General features: G+C 52.3%; 15 protein-coding genes. 2 read left to right on the top strand and 13 right to left on the bottom strand.

All coding sequences use genetic code 11. From position 1 onward, the window contains the following. Positions 1–98: 98 nt before the first annotated feature. The 3 genes from HPY52_11375 to HPY52_11365 all read right to left on the bottom strand — a co-directional run bounded on the left by HPY52_11375 (position 99) and on the right by HPY52_11365 (position 5,163). Entirely contained in the window at positions 99–1,286 is a 1,188-nt protein-coding gene (locus HPY52_11375; GenBank protein NPV80859.1) for a hypothetical protein, read from the bottom strand. Between the two features lie 19 nt (positions 1,287–1,305). Further along, positions 1,306–4,215 (bottom strand): hypothetical protein, encoded by a 2,910-nt coding sequence (locus HPY52_11370; GenBank protein NPV80858.1) that lies wholly within the window; start codon positions 4,213–4,215, stop codon positions 1,306–1,308. A gap of 276 nt (positions 4,216–4,491) precedes the next feature. Then, positions 4,492–5,163 carry a flavin reductase family protein gene (locus HPY52_11365; GenBank protein ID NPV80857.1) on the bottom strand — a complete coding sequence of 224 codons (672 nt, stop codon included), beginning with the start codon at positions 5,161–5,163 and terminating at the stop codon, positions 4,492–4,494. A gap of 249 nt (positions 5,164–5,412) precedes the next feature. Here HPY52_11365 and HPY52_11360 point away from each other — a divergent pair, with 249 nt between their 5' ends. Beyond that, positions 5,413–6,783 carry an MATE family efflux transporter gene (locus tag HPY52_11360; GenBank protein NPV80856.1) on the top strand — a complete coding sequence of 457 codons (1,371 nt, stop codon included), beginning with the start codon at positions 5,413–5,415 and terminating at the stop codon, positions 6,781–6,783. A gap of 4 nt (positions 6,784–6,787) precedes the next feature. On the opposite strand, the gene HPY52_11355 is transcribed toward HPY52_11360, so the two are convergent. Both HPY52_11355 and pgsB read right to left on the bottom strand, forming a co-directional pair. Beyond that, on the bottom strand, positions 6,788–7,270 hold the full coding sequence (locus HPY52_11355; GenBank protein NPV80855.1) for a hypothetical protein: 483 nt from the start codon (positions 7,268–7,270) through the stop codon (positions 6,788–6,790). After that, positions 7,231–8,430, bottom strand: coding sequence for a poly-gamma-glutamate synthase PgsB (gene pgsB, locus HPY52_11350; GenBank protein ID NPV80854.1), 1,200 nt, complete (start codon positions 8,428–8,430; stop codon positions 7,231–7,233). Before pgsB ends, HPY52_11355 begins: the two co-directional genes overlap by 40 nt. Before the next feature lie 186 nt (positions 8,431–8,616). Here pgsB and HPY52_11345 point away from each other — a divergent pair, with 186 nt between their 5' ends. Continuing rightward, positions 8,617–10,467 carry a phosphoenolpyruvate carboxykinase gene (locus HPY52_11345; GenBank protein ID NPV80853.1) on the top strand — a complete coding sequence of 617 codons (1,851 nt, stop codon included), beginning with the start codon at positions 8,617–8,619 and terminating at the stop codon, positions 10,465–10,467. Between the two features lie 122 nt (positions 10,468–10,589). On the opposite strand, the gene HPY52_11340 is transcribed toward HPY52_11345, so the two are convergent. From HPY52_11340 to HPY52_11305, 8 genes are all read right to left on the bottom strand, one after another. Then, the gene (locus HPY52_11340; GenBank protein ID NPV80852.1) at positions 10,590–10,793 is read right to left on the bottom strand and encodes a hypothetical protein; all 204 of its coding nucleotides are present in this window, start codon (positions 10,791–10,793) and stop codon (positions 10,590–10,592) included. A 116-nt stretch (positions 10,794–10,909) separates the two neighbouring features. Further along, entirely contained in the window at positions 10,910–11,686 is a 777-nt protein-coding gene (locus tag HPY52_11335) for a 2-hydroxyglutaryl-CoA dehydratase (GenBank protein ID NPV80851.1), read from the bottom strand. An 88-nt stretch (positions 11,687–11,774) separates the two neighbouring features. Beyond that, a complete protein-coding gene (locus HPY52_11330; GenBank protein ID NPV80850.1) occupies positions 11,775–13,109 on the bottom strand; it encodes a 2-hydroxyacyl-CoA dehydratase in 1,335 nt (444 codons plus the stop codon). Between the two features lie 16 nt (positions 13,110–13,125). Then, positions 13,126–14,286 carry a 2-hydroxyacyl-CoA dehydratase gene (locus HPY52_11325; GenBank protein ID NPV80849.1) on the bottom strand — a complete coding sequence of 387 codons (1,161 nt, stop codon included), beginning with the start codon at positions 14,284–14,286 and terminating at the stop codon, positions 13,126–13,128. A gap of 53 nt (positions 14,287–14,339) precedes the next feature. Then, positions 14,340–15,365: a TGS domain-containing protein gene (locus HPY52_11320; protein NPV80848.1), complete on the bottom strand. Its 1,026-nt coding sequence runs from the start codon at positions 15,363–15,365 to the stop codon at positions 14,340–14,342. Between the two features lie 26 nt (positions 15,366–15,391). Beyond that, positions 15,392–16,165 (bottom strand): DUF3307 domain-containing protein, encoded by a 774-nt coding sequence (locus HPY52_11315; GenBank protein ID NPV80847.1) that lies wholly within the window; start codon positions 16,163–16,165, stop codon positions 15,392–15,394. A 198-nt stretch (positions 16,166–16,363) separates the two neighbouring features. Then, on the bottom strand, positions 16,364–16,990 hold the full coding sequence (locus tag HPY52_11310; GenBank protein ID NPV80846.1) for a hypothetical protein: 627 nt from the start codon (positions 16,988–16,990) through the stop codon (positions 16,364–16,366). A 120-nt stretch (positions 16,991–17,110) separates the two neighbouring features. Continuing rightward, positions 17,111–18,394, bottom strand: a complete 1,284-nt coding sequence (locus tag HPY52_11305) for a helix-turn-helix domain-containing protein (GenBank protein ID NPV80845.1) — start codon at positions 18,392–18,394, stop codon at positions 17,111–17,113. Between the last annotated feature and the right edge of the window lie 171 nt (positions 18,395–18,565).

Below are 18,565 nucleotides of genomic sequence, written 5' to 3'. Positions count from 1 at the left end.
AATTGAATCTTTGCAGTTTTGTCCATCAGCTTTGGGGACCTCCTGTCTTTGTGGGGTTTCGTTAATGTTATACCAGGAGGCTCCCCTTTTATCAATTCTTATCCGATTTCATTACAGGACTGCTCTGTTATTTTCGTCTCCTCATACTTAGTGAGCAACATGACATATATCTCTTCCGCAACTCGCTGTTCTCTCATGAGCCGGGCCAGATTTAGTTCCTTCTCTGGTATCGTGGTAAGCATGGCCTCATTCTGGGCCACAAGCTCCTTCAAGGCATCTCTCTTAGCCTGAAGCCCCACGATTTGAGCTTCAGCTTGAACCAGTTGCGATAGCAACTGCTGGTGAATCGGGTTGAGGGTCGTCGTCTGCGCGCTCACGACCCTTTCCACTTCATTATTCAGCTTCTCCTTCAATTCCTGAATTTGCGACCGCAGACTCAACACCGTCGGATGCTTATCTGTATACTTTTCCCTGGCTCCCGCAAGATCCACTTCCAGCTCTGAGAGCTTGCCCTTATACTGCTCGATCAACGGATTGCCGACCACGGTTTCAGAGGTAACCAGGGTAGGATTCTGAGCCCGTATATCTTTTTGCATCTGTTCCGTATTTGCCCGGAGCTCACTGATAGCCACTTCCGTCTGAGATAGCGCGGTTTCCAGCGAACTTATCTTTTCGATTTGTGCCTTGGTCTCTTCTGAAGGTTCTATGACCCTATGGGATCTTTTATAATCAAGGAGAGCCTGCTCTGCGCGCCTGAGCTGCCCTTCGGAGACTTTGAGCCTTTGCTCCAAAAACTCTCGAGCTGTTCTGGCGGATTCCTGGTTTGATCTCTGACTTTCCTGAATAAGCATGTCTATCATGGCATTCGCCAATTGAGCAGCCTTAAATGGATCCGTGGAGTTCACCGTGACTTTAATTGTATTAGCCCCCTGTGCCAGCTGCGCTGAGATGCTATTCCTGAGATCCTGAAATTCTGCCGAGTCCACTGGCACATCCATTCCCAGCCGGGCTAAGACACGTTCCAGAAGAGTTCGGCTGCGCAGGATTTCCACATAGTTTTGGGCGGCATTGGCCCCGGCCCCCATCTGAGCTTGAAAAAGCGGGATAGCCGACATGGCGGCATCGGCTTTCACCAGGGCGCTGGCTGATGCCTGATAGACAGGAATCATTCGACTACTAACCACATAAGCCGTTAGAGCGCTCGTCAAAAGAATGATGAGAATGGCCCATTTCCATCGATATATGACCCTTAGATATTGAAGGAGATCTACCTCGTCCTGATCCATATTGAGAATCGTCCCCCGATCAGTAAGTAATGAGATCCTTGATTAGTTTCAGACCGGATAAGAATGAGAAGACCTTGCCCCAGTCTAGCTTCTTTGTCTCCGGCACGTACACGATATCGCCGGCCTTCACCGGAGGATTGCTTGTGGCGTTACCCTGAAATAGCAGGTTATTCATGCCCAGCTTGACCTCCTGGCCCTTTGAAACCTGACCCCGCTCAAAGATGCACACAGCCTCCAGCGCGGCCCGGGGGGAGGGACCGCCAGCCTGAGCTATGACATCCATGAGCCTGGCATCCTTGCCTACCTTATACACGCCCGGCCGTGCCACCTCGCCGACCACAACTACATCCCTGAAAGCCTCCGGGACGAAGATCACATCACCATCCGCGAGTTCGTAATTGTCCCCTGCCTTACCTTGTTCTAATATACCATCTACATTCACCAGACGTGTCACGGTCACCATGGATGCTTCTTTGCCATCTTCCCCGTGGGACTTTGTGGTAAATACTATGCTGCTTGTATCAGCCTCATCTAAGGGTCCGCCTGCCCTGGCTATGGCATCCAGCAACCGGCTCTTTGCCTTCAGATAATAAAGACCTGGCGAACGCACTTTCCCCATGACCTGGACTGCTATGGCGCGTGGGACGTATATGGTATCGCCATGCTGGAGCGCTATATTTTCTCCAGACAGCCTCCCAGCCGAAATCTTGTCCAGGTCTACCGTGAATGTCTTGATACTATCCCCCGACCGCCTAGTAACCGTCACACTCGAAGTATCTCCTTGTTGGGTCGGGCCTCCCGCAAGCGCTATAACATCAAGGAGGCGGGTATCCTTGTCTATGTCGAATACTCCGGGTCTTGCGACTTCGCCGAGGCATGACACCTTGAGAACGAACTGCGGCACGAAAATCGTGTCCCCGTCGGCAAGAAGGATATCCTGGGCTTTGTTCCGGCTCAGGATCTCCTCAAGGTTCACAACCCTCGGAGTCAAGGATGGGCCATTCTGGATATCACCAGCTGCAGATGGCACCCGGTTCGTGAGTGTTATATGGGTCGGATCCCCCTTTGGATCAAGTCCCCCAGCCCTGGCGATTGCCTCAGTTAGGGTGCTCCCTGATGGCAGAACATATGGCCCTGGCGCGCGGACCGCTCCTAGAACCTGGATCCTCAGGGCTCTTGGGACATATACAATATCACCATTTCGAAGCTCAGGGGTATTCCCTGTCCCAGCCTGAGAAGAGAGGACGCTGAGATCTATGGTCAAGGTTGTTTCCGAGTCACCTTGCTTTCTCTTCAGCAGGACATGGGTGGAGTCTCCGTCTTTGTTCAGACCACCGGCCTCCGCAATAAGGTCAAGGACCTTCATGTCCTTATGCAACTTGTATGTCCCGGGTTTGGATATTTCGCCCAAGATGGAGACTTGCCTTATAAGTTCAGGCACAGAGATTATGTCCTGGTCCTCCAGCACCAGGTTCTTCTCTGGCCGCCCTTTCAGGATCTCGTCGAGATCCACCACATAGGTTTCAGGCCCCTTCTCCCCTGCCCTGGTCACCTTGATGGCCGAAGGATCTCCATCAGCCCGGATGCCCCCTGCCTTTGCAATAGCCTCCACCACCCGGCTCTTCGCCTTCAACCGATATGTTCCAGGAGCCTCAACCTGCCCAAGAACCTGCACAACCACTGCCCTGGGCACATAAATGGAGTCGCCGTGCCTCAAGAGAATATTGTCTCCCGGAGCAAGCCCCATGGAGATCTTGTCCAAGTCCAGGGTGAAGGTCTCAACCTTGTCTCCATCCCGCCTCGTGACCACCACCGCAGAAGTATCTCCCTGCTCGGTCGGGCCTCCTGCCTGGGCTATCACATCAAGGACACGCGTATCCTTGTTGATATCGAATACCCCAGCCTTCATCACTTCACCCAAAACAGACACTTGCCTGATAATGGCCGGCACGGAGATTATATCTTGATCTCTCAACGGAAAGTTCTTATCAGCGTCTCCCTTTAGGATCTGGTCCAGATTAACAATTATGGTCTCAGGAACCAGAGACTTGCCATCTCCGGACCTGGTTAGTCTAATAAAGGCGGGATCCCCTGTGGTCTTCACTCCACCGGCTACGGCAATGGCATCGATGAAACGGCTTTTCGCAGATAGACGATAGGTGCCCGGGGCATTCACTTCGCCCAGGACCTGCACTACAATGGCTCGCGGAATATAGATTGAGTCGCCGGGCGCCAGCACGAGATTATCCTTGGATGAATCCCCTGCCTTCCCCCGTGAAATCTGCTCAAGATCCACCTCGAATGTATCATTCTTGCCATTCTGCTGTCTGGATACAACCACACTTGAAATATCCCCTTGAAGTGTCGGGCCACCAGCGGCAGCTATTGCCTCAAGGAGTCTCGTTCCTTTCTTTATCTCATAGACACCTGGCTTTGCTATCTCCCCAAGAATGGTGACTCGGCGGAATATCTCAGGAACGTAGACCACATCACCATCAGATAATAATGGCACTTCCTGAGTGCCTTCGCCAGACAAGATGCCTTCGAGATTGAATCGCCTGGTCAAGGGCGCCCCGTCGCCGCCCTGACGGCTGGTAATGGCGATTGCGCTCAAGTCCCCCTCGGGAGTCACGCCGCCAGCTGAGGCAAGAGCGTCAGTGAGCGGTATGCGGCCAGGAAAGTTATAACTGCCCGGGACTTTGACGGCACCAAGGACCTGAATCTTGAAAGGCTTTTCCTGCTTTACGACTACGGTCACCCGAGGATCCTTGACGTAATCTGACAGCCGCTTCTCAAGCACTTCCTGAAGCTCGGACACTGTAAGTCCCGAAACCTTGACCTCACCTGCGAGAGGAAAAGTGATCATCCCGTCCTCTCTGACAGTCATTACTCCCCTCAGGTCCTCATGACCCCACACGGAAATATCCAATACATCCTCGGGCTTCACTGTGTACTGGCCGGAAGGTTGCGATGCAGAGGGGGAAGCCAGACTGTAATCTGGTTCCCATATCACAAAACAGATTAGGATACAGAAAAATGACAAATAGGGGAGAAAACGAGAAAATCCAGGTCCCGGTAAAGGCAACCGAGGTCGCACAAACCGCGCAGATAACATAGGTGACGGAATCCCCCTACCCCCAAGATTTCATCCCAACGGATATGACTTCGCCAAATATGGAGAATCACCTTCAGGAGATTCCCGATTTTACCCGATATTTATATTTATCTCTATTGAATGATCTGCAATGGCATAATGATTCCCGCCCATGTGGTGAATGCTATGGGCTCGTGGGTTATCCATGTCCCATTTCTTCTCGAAGAGCCCTTCATCTGCCGATGCAGCCAGGATCTCGGCGAAGTAGAGGGAATCGCCCTGCCAGGGTTTTCTCTCGATAACCCGGCATTCCAAGTGTCCTATGCATTCCTCGACCAAGGGCGCGCCGACCTTTTGAGCGGGGATGGCCGTAAGTCCCGCGGCCTTGAATTTATCCACCGCCCGGCCGGATACGTTGCCGCAGTAATCAACTTTATCAGCCAGCGAGCTATTGGGTATGTTCACCACAAACTCCCCCGTCGACGATATGAGCTGATCAGAATAATTGCCCGATGATACAGCGATCATAATGGTCGGCGGTTCAAAGCCCACCGGCGTGATCCAGGCGAGCGCAAAAACATTGGGCCGGCCCAAGTTGGGATCATTAGTCGAAATGAGGACTGTCGGCCCATGGTTTACGAGAGTCACTGCATTTTCCAATGGAACAGGAATCTTGGCCATAAAATCGCGCGATAGTATTCCCGACGATCCATGATGACTCAGGAATACGACTGCTCCCTCCCTTTCGAGCTGTTCGCGGCAGTGGCAGGCTCTAGTTTCCATGTCTGCCAGTCGTTCATAGTATAATATAGCATATCCAAAAGGAAAAACAACGCTGGAAAGATCGCGCCTACAGGGTTTGCGTCGGCTTGCGCAGGCCCCTGCCTATCGGGTATAGTAGAATTCAGACAATCATGATGGGAATAGAGATGCCGCGGGCGTCGTTTGGGCCCATTTTTGGCGGGCAATCCGCATTTGTCTGGACCTATTTGCGCTAAAGAGAGGAAGAGCCCATTGCCCAGAGACCACACAATGGATTTCACCGAGGGGAGCATCCCCAATCACCTGATCAGGTTCTCCATCCCCATGTTGCTGGGAAATCTCCTCCAAACATTCTACAATACCGTTGATAGCATCTGGGTCGGTCGTTTTCTGGGACCAGGAGCTCTGGCGGCAGTATCTGTCAGCGCCCCTATAATATTCTCGCTCATCGCGGTGGCCATGGGCCTCACAATGGCGACCACAGTACTGGTTGCACAGTTCAAGGGGGCGAGACAGCAGGATTTAATGGAGCTTACCATTGATAACTCAATTATGCTCCTGACGATAGTGGCAGTAGCAGTTTCCATTCTCGGAATAGCGCTCAACCGGCAGATCCTGGAGCTTGTTAATACGCCTGCCGAGATATTTGAAATGGCCTCTGAATACCTCGTCGTGTTTCTGGCCGGCCTCACTTTTATGTTCCTTTACAACATCATCGGGGCAATCCTGCGTGGAATGGGTGATTCAAGGACTCCCTTGATCTTCCTGGCGTATGCCACCCTCTTAAATATTGTGTTAGATCCCATTATGATCTTTGGCATATGGCCATTCCCACGCATGGGAGTCACGGGAGCGGCGCTAGCGACAGTGATAGCGCAGGCCATATCGGCCTTCCTCGGTTTCAGGCATATCGCCCGGGTAAACAAGATAAAAATCCACGTCAACTTTCGCGGATTTGATCTATATCTTATAAAGAACCTGTTCAAGATCGGCCTCCCTGCCGGGGCCCAACAGCTTGTGGTCTCGCTCGCTGGGCTTGCAGTAAGCTCCATAGTGAATTCATTTGGCAAGAACGTGGTCGCGGCCTACGGGGTAGGCCTACGCCTGGATCAATTCGCATTTCTGCCGGCGATGACTTTTAGCCTGGCCGTGTCATCCCTTGTGGGACAAAACCTGGGAGCCGGTAAACACGAGCGAGTACGGGAGACAGTGAGGGCCAGCATACGCATAGTGTCCGCCGTCTCCCTTTTTATGACGCTTGTCATGGTGACCGTTCCGCGCTCCCTACTATCGATCTTCACCACGGACCGTGAAGTGCTTCAACTTGGGGCAAGCTATCTCAGGACAGTCAGCCTTTCGTATTTGCCCATGGCTATTATGTTCACTTTGAATGGCGTGATGAGGGGAGCAGGAGACACTGTTCCGGGGATGATCAACACCATGGCTGGACTTTGGTTCGTCCGCGTGCCATTGGCGCGCTATCTATCGTCCATGCCTGCCCTTGGCGTCCGCGGCATTTGGATGGCTGTAGCCTCGAGCCCGGTTGTGGGAGTTATCCTCAGCTGGCTCTACTACCGGACGGGAAGGTGGCAAAAAAAGGCCATCAGGCATCCAAGAATGGAGCCAAATCCCGCAGAATAAAGGATCATATGGCTGGAACGAGGAACCCAAATATCATCAGCGCGGCCTTGAGAAGCGCCACAGCGGCTATGGCTGATATGAGAGTCTTCACTACCCCCTGCCGCTCCATATCCGAAGCCATGAGCCCAGGCGCGAAATATGCGACGATGCTCCATTCAGGCCCGGGCAACCTGGTCAAATCCACCCAATTCGCCAGGATTCTTATAGCTATACCCCACACTAGCATCCCAATTATCACCATAGCTGAAAATTTCCGCCGGCCAAACAATAGAATGTGGCGCGACAGAATCTTGTACGATTCCATTGCGATGAACGCCACCCCAACTGGAGCGAGCAGCCACAAGGGATGCCTTGAACAGACCAACAGGTAACCCGGAATTATAAGGCCCCCGGGCGAAATATGAAATAGCTCAGTCACCAGAATACTACATATAGCGCCTACCCCGATCAAGGTTTCCACGCCAAGGATCTGCCCATCCTCTCCCACAAATTTACCAGACTCATCCCGATGCCGGATATATTGCCGAGCCCAAAGGCACCCCCACCTGAAGCCATTTTTCCTTGAAGCACATTCATTACCATGCCGGCAGAGGCGTTCCCCAAAATATCAAGGTCCCACCCTTCCCTCCGGCTGACGGGCAGGAGGGTCTTGAGGCGATGACTATCCGGGCCTATCCCGATAACACCCCTAAATATCCGAAATCGGCCTTGTGATATGGCCTTCATCCATTGGATGGTTCTATCGACACGATCAGATCTGCAGTTGAGGATTCCGAAAAGGGGGAGCCTGTCCAATCCTAGGATCTCATATACCCGTCTTACCACTGTCTCTGCTGATTGGACATCGTTTGCGGCAAAAGCGCTTATAAAATAGGAGCGAACCCCCATTTGAGGCCAGTCGCACTCTATTATCTTCAAGGCCCCGGGATCGGGCTTTACAAGCATCATTCCCTCTACAGCATCATGCTCCGGGATGCCAAGGCATCTGGCTACGGCCAAAGCAAGGCTTATATTTTCCTCAAACTCGGGGTAAGGAAGGTTCTGCACAAGTTGTCGCACAACATCAGAATTCCCTGATGGATAGCCAAGATCATCAGGGATCAAGACAGCGCTCCCCAGTCTTTGCGCTTCCTGGCGAATGAGTGTCAGGTTCGATCTCTCTGTCGTGAAGACGATCCCGCCCTGTGGGACGGTCGTGCATAAGGATCTCGCGATCTCTTCCTCAGTCGAACCCATCTCGCTCATATGGTCTTGCCTGGTATTGGTGATGACAAGATGGGTCGCCTTGATGAGACGGTGCTGAGCGAACCACTGATATTCAGGCCTTACTGCCATGCATTCAATGACTGCCGCATCCACATGCCGCCTTGCCGCCTCTCGGAGAACCGGTATATATTCCAGGATCGTAGCGGGCCCTCGCCTGACTAGCGGCACTTCCTCACCATCGGGCAAGATCATCCTGGCGGCCGAACCTGTGGTCTTGGCCAGCACTTTCATCCCGCCGCCCCTCAGGGCTGCTGCAATCAGTCTAGTGACACTAGATTTACCTCGTGTGCCATTTACATGCACTCGAATCGGAATCGCCCTTATGGCCCGCTCATGCTTGATTTGCTCAAAAAGACCCGCCGCGCCTATAGACAAGCTCATTAATATGAAAGGATCCACGGGGAACGTAATACCACCTCATCCTATTTCCCGGGCTTACCACAGCCCCTAGGCTCCTTGCTCTATAGTCTACCATAATCTCACCAAAGGTGACAGCCCGATTACTCTCGTAAATTGTCCGCGCTACTTGTTTTCGTCGGGGAAATAAGCTATCCTAGATGAAAACAAATGAACCCAGGTGCCTATGCGAAGGGGTTGAGAGTCTTGTCGCTTACGCAAATCGTCTGGTCGCCGCGCCAGATTATATTGAAGAACGATGGAGAGATATGCAGTAATACGAAGGAACTCCTCAATAGCAATCTTTTTTCTTCTATAGTTCACAACTTCGTAGAAGAACTCAGGGAAAAGGATTCTCCTTTCCTAGATGTCCTAAGAGATGTCGAACAGGAACCGAATGGCTCCGACGTCCTTCCAGCGCCGGGCGCGAACAGTGAAAGATCCATCATCTCCCTGCTGCGTGCCCTCGGCCAGCTCCCACTAGATCAAGCCGTCCGGCTGGTCCCGGAAGCTGCGCCCCTTCTGAAGAAGCCGAAGCTGCTCAACGAATTCGTGGAGGAGCTCTACAATTACTGGAGACGTTTTGACCGTTTTCTTGTGTGCTATTCAGAAATCGGCGGGAGGAGGCTGGATTCCAGGCCATACCGTACATTCAACGACACGATTGGGCTCCTGACCGACCTGGTGAGAGCAGCATACCGGGATATCCAGGAAAACATAACTGGAGATCATCCGAGGATCTACCGCCAGGTTGCGGCAGGGGCGCAGGTCGGCCTGATCGCCGCGCCCAAGAAATGGCCATGTCCTGGAGGCTGCTATGAAGTTCTGCGCCATATACCATTCATAAGGCAGGTCTTGATCGATCCGCCGCTGATCATTGACCCGCCAATGAACAAACGGACGGGCCAGTTTAAAAAGGTCGCCGAGAATCCCCTCGACGACATCAAACTTGAGTCAGATGAATGGCTATGTTACCCTGCCCAGGTGGGGCCGGTCATAGTCTTCGTCTATTTCCATCGCCAATTCATGGGGCTGGGGTGTTCCCTCGCCAACTTGTTTGAGTTGGCATCTGATGAGCAGATCGCTCGGGGACCTGATGCAATCTATCTCTTCGGCGCGCCTCCTGAAGCAATGAGAAGATTCGGCGAGCTTCCAACGGTATTCTATGAGGACGGAAACGCTTCTCAGCTTGTCGCTGCAGTGCCCTGTGAAGACAAATATGGATATTTTGGTTATTTGAAGAAAATGATCCTGACGCTGCACAATATATATGTCATGAAAAAGCTGAAGAGGATGCCATTTCACGGGGCAATGACTCGGATATGCCTCAAAAGTGGAGCCGAGGCAAACATCGTTATCATCGGTGATACAGCAACCGGAAAATCCGAGACTCTGGAGGCCTTTCGTGTACTGGGAGAGGATCAAATACGCCTGCTGCGGATAATCGCTGATGATATGGGGTCATTGGAAGTCGATGAAGATGGACGCCTCAGGGGCTATGGCACCGAAATAGGCGCATTCGTACGGCTCGATGACTTGAGTCCTGGATATGCCTTCGGGCAGATAGACCGGGCGATAATCATGAGCCCGCAGAAAGTGAACGCGCGAGTGGTCATTCCTGTGACCACTCTGGATGAGGTGCTCCATGGCTATAGGGTAGATTACTTACTCTATGCCAATAATTATGAGGAAGTCGACGAGCTTCATCCTGTTGTAGAACGTTTTGTTGATCTGAATGAGGCAATGCGAGTCTTCAGGGAAGGGACTGCCATGGCGAAGGGAACCACAACCGCGACAGGGCTTGTCCATAGTTACTTTGCCAACATCTTCGGACCGCCGCAGTACCGGGAGCTCCATGAGGAACTGGCATCCAGGCATTTTGAAGCTGCCTTCTCGAGCCAGGTCTTTGTCGGCCAGATTCGCACACGCCTCGGAATCCCCGGATATGAAACAGAGGGCCCAGAGGTTGTGGCTAGAGCCATGCTTCAATTGATAACCTCACGAAAAGACAACAATGTCTGAGTCCGGCATATTGTTGGGATATTGAATTCAGCGCGCCGGGCGCGGTAAGATACAAATATCGAGTCCCCCGCGGCATTGCGGGGGACTTCCTCATATCCTATGGAGCGGCCTTGAAATGACGGTCAGTATTCCTCGTTTGATCCTCCAAATTTCTTATGCAACCTCAGATTGGTGGTCGTCCCGCAAATGGGACATGTAACTGCCTGCTGTGCTTGAAATTCCGTGATCCCGACCAAATTTCCGCACTGGGGGCATTTTATGGATTCCTCAGCATTGTCCGGCATATCCGGCGTATTCTCCGGATACTCAATATCACGACGGCTCATCTCATCACCTCCGTAGCTATGCCCTAAAACGTAGCATGCTCAGGAGGTGATGGAGCTATTCGGCCCTGAGGACACGAGGCGAGCAATATATGATCATTTAACAGTCAACAGGTTCCTCAGATTCCGGCAGCTATTAGAGCGGCGCCGAGGGCCCCTATGATTTGAGGTTCCTCTGGCAAATTCATCCTGACGCCGAGAAGCCTGTTTAGACTATTGACTACGCCGATATTCTTGGCGACTCCTCCTGTCATCGTGATCGGAGCAATGTTTCCGATTCGCTCCACCTGGCCATATACGCGCTCCGCGACTGCATCGTGTATAGCGCGTATGATATCGTGTTTTGCCTCACCACGGGCAATGAGCGATACCACTTCGGATTCCGCAAATACTGTGCACATGCTGCTAATGACGAGTTTCTTCCGGGATCTCTCGCCCAATGGCCCCATATCCTCCAGGTCGACCTCCAGCGCTCTGGCCATAACCTCCAGGAATCGTCCGGTGCCGGCAGCGCACTTGTCATTCATGACAAAGTCAACGACCTTGCCTGCCTTGTTTACCTGAATTACCTTGCTGTCCTGCCCTCCGATATCAATGATGGTACGGGTTTCCGGGAAGAGGAAGTGCGCTCCACGGGCATGACAGGTGATCTCCGTGACTCTCTTATCAGTATAGGGCGCGTTGATCCTGCCATAACCAGTAGCAACGCAACCTGCAATATCTCCCAGGGAAAGTCCAGCCTTCTCGAGCGCAATATCCATGGCGGTTTCTGCGGCCCTATAGCCATTTGCCCCGGTTGGCTGGATAGAATATGAGAGAACCTTATCCCCCTGAAGGATTACGACTTCTGTTGATAATGAACCAATATCTATTCCAGCGGTTATGGGAACCGCCATAAATACTCATCTCCTTTCTACCGGCGGCGAGTCGCGACATTGACCGCAGCCGCGGCGTTTATGACACATTCGCTGCCAGACAGGCGATCTACCCCAGCATTTCGATGAATCCTTCCAGCCTGGTAATGGTCTGACCTTCCGCATAGTTCCTGCGATCTATACAGTCACCATCAAGAATGAGGACAGGAATCCCATGCTTTTTCAGGTAATCCTTTATCATAACGGCCCCGCCGGCGGACTGGCGACAGCCCCAGTGGGAAAAATGAATAACTCCGTCTACCTGGTAATCCTCAACCAGCCGCAACACCGTCTTCACGCGCCTTTCGATAGGCCCGTGGCCCGGATGAGAAAGGGCCTTTCGGGCGAGACTCTCGAAAGGATAATCTGGATCCAATTCGTCCCAGTAGATATGGCTGAATTCATCAAATACAATCTTGACGCCCAGCTTGTCCTCCAAATATCCCCACAGATGCCCGGCATAGAAGGGCCGTAGATGCAGCCACAGAATTCTGTATCTTTCGCTCAAAGGATTGGGACCAGACCCGCCATCCTTAACACGTTCCCGGGCTTCATCATACAGGGTCCTGTAGATCTCGGCTGCATCTCGAGATCCGAAGCCTGTGAACATCACATATACATAATCCGCCACTTCGCGAGCGGTCACGGGACAGGGCCTGAGCCGCTTCAACTCATTTGCGCGGATTGCCCATGTCCGGGCCTCATTGGACAGGCGGATTGCCTGCTTCAATTCGTCGAGATCAGGGGACAGACCAAAACATGAAGCCAGGCCATAAAACATATCCTCGAGCTGGCGGGCCGTGTATCTTACAGCCTCGTCATCCAGCCTCCCCCATGGCACATCGATGATGTAGTATGGCGGCTTTCGATTTTGATCCGGCAAAGGCTGGGTATTTGTATTTGAACCTTTGCCAAAAAGGGATTCGAGATATACATTGCGAAACAAGCCGGGACACCCGTCACAAAGATGGGAAGAGGCCACAAGGCCATCTGGTTGCGGGTAAAGCCCCTCAAGAAGGGCTCCCATGGCAACTCGATGAAAAGTGCACGTATCTCTTGAATGAAAACTCTCCTCGGCAGTTTCGAGCATCTTCTCTGCCAGACCAAAGGCAGAGAAAACCGCAGATGCCGCCTCAGGGGAGAAGATTGTAAGCCCAAGGCTTCGCAAGATCTCCACAGGGGCAAATGCGCTGGACCAGATAACATGATTCTTGGCATCGAAAGCCCTGGCGGTCTCTTTAAGGGCAAATTCCGCCACCTTTGAGGTAGCTCTGAGGGAAAATGCGCGCCTCCTCATGGCTAAAATGCCGCGACCTAAAGCGTATATGGTCTTTGCCCCCAACGCGTGCCTGAGAACACTCCTGGACAGATGAAAACCAAAATCATCAAGTGGCGGACCAGCCAATTCAATTGACCTCCATTCAACCCCTGACCGGGGCCGCGCTTTGCTGCGCTTGCAACATTTCCATGAATGCTCCTATCCGCGTCCTCGCTTGCTCCACCCCGCCCCTTGTATAATCGCCTTCCAGCAGCAAGACAGGAATCCCCTGGTCCTCCAGACTCCGGCGTAGAATGGGATATTCATACAGGTATGGGTCGCAGAATTTGAGGGAATGAAATATGACTCCATCCGCCTTTATCTCTCGCAGATGCGAGAGGATCTCTCTGATTCGGCCCTCTCTATGCAGCATCCGGGCGCAAGGGGGTTTGGAAAGATATATTTTAGCAAGATAGGAAACCGGATCTTCTTCGGTTTCCAGTGTGACGCACTCCACCCCCGTCTGGAAATACCGGCTCCCGAAACAAAGATCGTCGCCGGCAATGATGGCTCCTAGTTCTTCGATGGTATCAATGATAGAGTCTGCACAGGGACTGCCCATCAAGTACACCCTGGGATGGCCGAATCCGGAGGGCCCGTCCGCCTTATAGAACGACCTGCCCCCAAATCCGCCGACTCCTGTATCGTCGTCAATATATCTACCATAACCTCGAATCATGCCAGCAAGACGTCTCAGGGCCTCGTCTCTTTCCCCTGATAAGACCATCCTCACAAGGCCATAAAACCTTCCCGGGGTCGACGCAAATTCCTGCGCGGCGTCAGCGAGATGAGATTGGCCCATCTGCTTGTACACTCTATTTAGAAAGTCTTTGACTTCCTGCGCCTCGCGTATTGCGCTCCACAGCCGGTCCCGGGAGATATTCTCACCAGTATAGCCCTGCAAAGATTCTATCAACCTGCGAATCTCTGCTGCATAATAGTTAAGCGCATTTTTCGTATATGCACGCGGAATCCCCATAATATGGCAGAAACTATCTGGAAATGCCTGGCGCCAGGCATCGAAAAGATGGGCGGCGGCATTACAGGATGATGCCACAACGATTCCATCTACCCTTTCACGAAACCCCTGATCGACGATACTCCTGACATACGGGCATATGTTAGAAGGCAGGTACCGGTCCGCTTCTCTTACAGGGGCCTGAGTCCCCATCATCCTGCGAGGATGCCCCCCTGCTGCCATTATGACTTCCTCTGGGATATATGTACAGGTCCAGCCAATAACCTTTTTTCTGTCAGATCCCATTGGTGCTTCCCTCCGAGCCGGGCAACTCCGCCTATGCCAGGACGGAGATCTGGCTAGGCCAGATGCAGCTCAACAATATCTTTATCTTTGAGTACATAATCTCGTGGAACAGATTGGCCGGGGAACCTTGCTGAGCCCCAGATCCTTGCATGTTTGAGACGCTGTGGAAAATCCCGATGAACGGCTGCCGCCATATCGATTACAGTGGCACCATCTTTCAATATGAACGGCGCGTCCATATCCGGTTCCTTGCCGGGGATTTTGCTATATATGCGGATTATACCAAGGACCCGGAATATCCATGTTCTCAATAGCTCGATATTAAACCCCGTCTTGCACGAAACAGGGATCATCTTTATGTTTCTCGGACCGAGTTCCTCCAGTATCCTGAAATTGTCCAGCGCCGGGCTTGAGAAAGATATGTCCAGACGTTCATCCAATGAGAATTCTCGCGGCAAATCCACCTTTGTCACGGCGATGAGACATTGGTCCGGCGTTATTCCTCTTACTCCCTCGATCCTTTCCTCCATGAGGATCCGCCTTTCGCGCATGAAGCCCAGACAACCTTCCATCTGGTCGACGCAGTCATCAGAGCTCGCGTCCAGCACAATCAGCATCGCGTCTGAATTTCTCATGGCACCGGCCTGACCCGGCATGGCGCCATCTGAAGTAATAGGCGGCATATCTACCAGTTGAATCATTATATCTTCATACGGCATCATTCCAGCAACTGGCAGAGACGTGGAAAACGGATAATCGGCGATTGTCACCTTCGCCCGGGTCAGAGTTCCGACTATAGAGGACTTGCCTGAGTTGGGAAATCCGATGAGCACCACCTGGCCGGCGCCCTCTTTAGGAATCAGGAACGGATCCTGCCTTGCACCCCTGGGGCGCCTTTCCGCTTCACTCCTCAACCTGGAAAGCCGCGTCTTTATATCAGCCTGGAGCTTCTCGGTCCCCTTATGTTTCGGAATGACAGCCAGCATTTCCTCTAGCGCCGCAATCTTCTCTTCCACGGTCTTTGCCTGCTTAAAGGCCTGCTCTGCCGCGAGATACTGCGGTGTCAGATTTGCCGGCATCTATCTCACCCTCCCGGGCATCGGTTCTATGGTAAAGATGATAGCGCCTGGATCGCCTTCAGGAGAAAACCTGCGCCCACGGCTATAGCTGAGCTAGTCAAGGTTCCCACCAAATAATACTCTGCAAAGTCTCGATTTTCAAGCTCCCTGAAACGGGCAATTGATTTCGCGGCCAATACAAAACCTACCGCGCCATAGGCATTATCTGCAACAAACAAGGTGATTATCGCCCGTTCCACCATTCCAATGAACTTGCCTGCCTCAATGTGTCGCTCTGAAGAGGCGTCCTCACGCGGCAGCCTTGCCCAGTCTAGATCCAGCACCTTTCGCACCAGCACGGCGCCCCCGAATATAGAATATGCGTATACCGTGAGGGATAAGATCAAGGTATCCTGGCGCCCGGCGGGAAGCATGAGGCGGCCATGATAGAACCATCCTGAAAAGACTTCACGCGCAGGTGACCGGGATGCCAGATATAGGGTCCCTATGACTATGACCATTATATGTAATGCCTGGTCCAAAATGAAAAATAGAAGCTCCTTGTCGGCCTTCCTGTTCTCGACGCCTATGTTTTTGATGGCGTCTATCGCTATATGAACAACCGAAATGGCGAAAATCGCCAATAGCGTCCGGGCCGAAAGGCGCGCCAGCGTAAGCAAGAGGGAAACGGAAACCAAGATGATGAAGTGGGAAAGATACCCTGCGGGCCTCCCCTGACATTTGGCGGAGGATATTGTTTCGGTCTGGAACGGAAAATCTCCCAGAACATGAGCGAGGAGAAGGAGATATAGGGTTTCCATGACTCAAACACCTCGACTAAAGCACACCTTTGCCGCCGAAATAGATACGCCTCTCCCCAGGAAAGACATATCTCCCCTAAGACAGGCCGATCCTTCCATGGAGCAAACCCAGCTTCCTCAAAGTAGATTCGTCCATCCCCGGATATCCCCGCCCCCTAGAGGTAAGCCTTTAAGAGGCGACACCCCGATCATCAACTCCTAATGGTTGACGAAACATCTTCTTTCGAGATCGCAATCAATAAAGAACTTTATCAGCCGGCCTATGGCCTTTCGCGCCTCAACAATTTCATTCCACCGTGCCGCCCTGAGTATCTTGCTTACAGACTGTTTACTTACACCAATCCGCGCGGCGGCAGCCGCCATGCTCTTCGTTTCCTCATAGATCCTTATCACGTCTTGCTGCCGGGCCGTCATTCTGTCCCGGGAACTCTCCATGAGCCGAATTATGGGATTTACTATTTCGTCAAGCTCAGCCCTGCCGCTTCTCATCACCACTCCATAGCCGGATGCCTTAGACTCATTTATAGCGTCACGCGCCCTATAGAAGGCAGGCCCATCCATCTCATGAATCGGGCCAATGGAAGTGGTGATTTCCCCATACCCGATCCCCGCATGAAACTCCCCTGCGACAAAATGGCGCCTCAATTCCCAGAGGATTTCATATGAGAGGGAAAGATCCTTCAGCAAACCCTGCCATTCGTCTCCCAAGGTAAAACTGAAGCCTGAAACAATAAATGGAGAAAACTCCGCATTTATATGCGCTAGCGCAGACTTGGCCTGTTCCTGCACAACCTGCCTGTCTGCAATGCGCCTCGAATTACGCAAATCGCAGATTACAACAGCATACTCCGGCTGCAGACTTCATCTACCCCCACTCATTTAAATATCCCCAACTTGTCGTGACTCGCCGAACCTGCTTCGTGCCTCCCCTCCCACTCCTTCTATCTATCCTATCGCTCTCCGCTTATAGATGCTAGGGGTGATTCCCTCGGCCTTCTTGAATGCCTTACTAAAATTCGCAGGATCACTATACCCAACCATCTCCGATACCGAGGCCACATTGAAGCAGGGATCTAGAAGAAGCCTCTTGGCTTCCTCCAGGCGGAGCTGCGTCAGGTAATCCATGATGCTGCAGCCCATCTCTTCCTTGAATAAATGGCTCAGGTAGGAAGGACTGATATTCACTGCCCCTGCGACATCTTCTATAGTAAGCCGCGAAGACAGGTTCTCTTTCATATATTGAATCGCCTTCATAACTGGACCAGAGTTGCTGGCATGGCCGACTTCATATACACTATCCATGAATTTGTCCAGAAGCTGCACTATCCAGTGGCACAGGTCGCCGAAGTCATCAATGAGTGAAAGCTCGCAGACATGCTGGTAATTGAGGCCCAATACCCGATCCAGGCTTGCGCCAGCTTCTACCGCCGCCCTGGATAGCATAACGGATAATTCCAGAAGTCGCGCCTTGATGATCTCGATGCGCGTCGAGCCATAGAGGAAGATATCCGCCAATAAATAGTTCAGGATGGATTTAGCCTGTGTCCTATCCCCGGCGCGCACATGCCTTATGAGCTCTTGCTCTTTCTGACGTGAAAAGAAAGCCCCGCCCTTTTGGGTCATCAATTGAAATTCCAAACGTTTTCTCGCCTGGATTTCCTCGCCAAGACGAGCCTGCTGCATGGCAATCTCACGGCGCTGCTTTTGAACGAGGTCCGCTGATTGAACCACCGATGTCGTGACGGCATAGAGCAATTCAGCTGCGGCCTGCACCTTTTTGGCCGAAAGCATTTCTATTTCCTTCAAGGCATCTCTGACTTGGCCAGGATCACATCCAAGATCCTTAGTCCGCTGTATGACCTCGTTTATGAAGATCTCATCCAAATCCCACATCACTACCTGCCCGCATACGACAGATCCCAAGAGGTCGGATCCGATCATTATTGGCGCGGCCCAATTGACCAGTCCAGCGTGACAGCGGAAGATATAGAGGTCCCCGAGCTGAGCTGCTTGTTCCCCGGCTCTGGCATAGCAACTATCGCACCTTTCCCTCCCCTCTTCGGATGAGCGCACGAGGTGGCACAAGGCGCAGTTTTCCCAATCATGTGGGCTCAATACGGGCGCGCCATGCGCATCGATGACAACAGCTCTGAGTCCGGTCGCTTCACAGAATGAGCGAGCCAGCCTGGCAAGTCCACTTTCCTCAATTAAAGCTCCAAGATTCCCCATATAGACCTCCGAAAATTTAGAACGGTCGCCGCTAGAAATTGTTTTTCTATGAAAATCCCTCGTCTCCTTCAAAGATGCGAATGGAAACTGCCAAATCCATGAATATACGAATATGCGGAAACTTGCCGGAGCTGGCTGAATATTCTATCCTGTGGCGACCATGTCCTGTTT

The sequence above is a fragment of the Bacillota bacterium genome, from assembly GCA_013178415.1.
GTDB lineage: Bacteria > Bacillota > SHA-98 > Ch115 > Ch115 > Ch115.
Note: the sequence above shows the minus strand (reverse complement) of the source record. Positions and strands in the feature narration are given on the sequence as shown.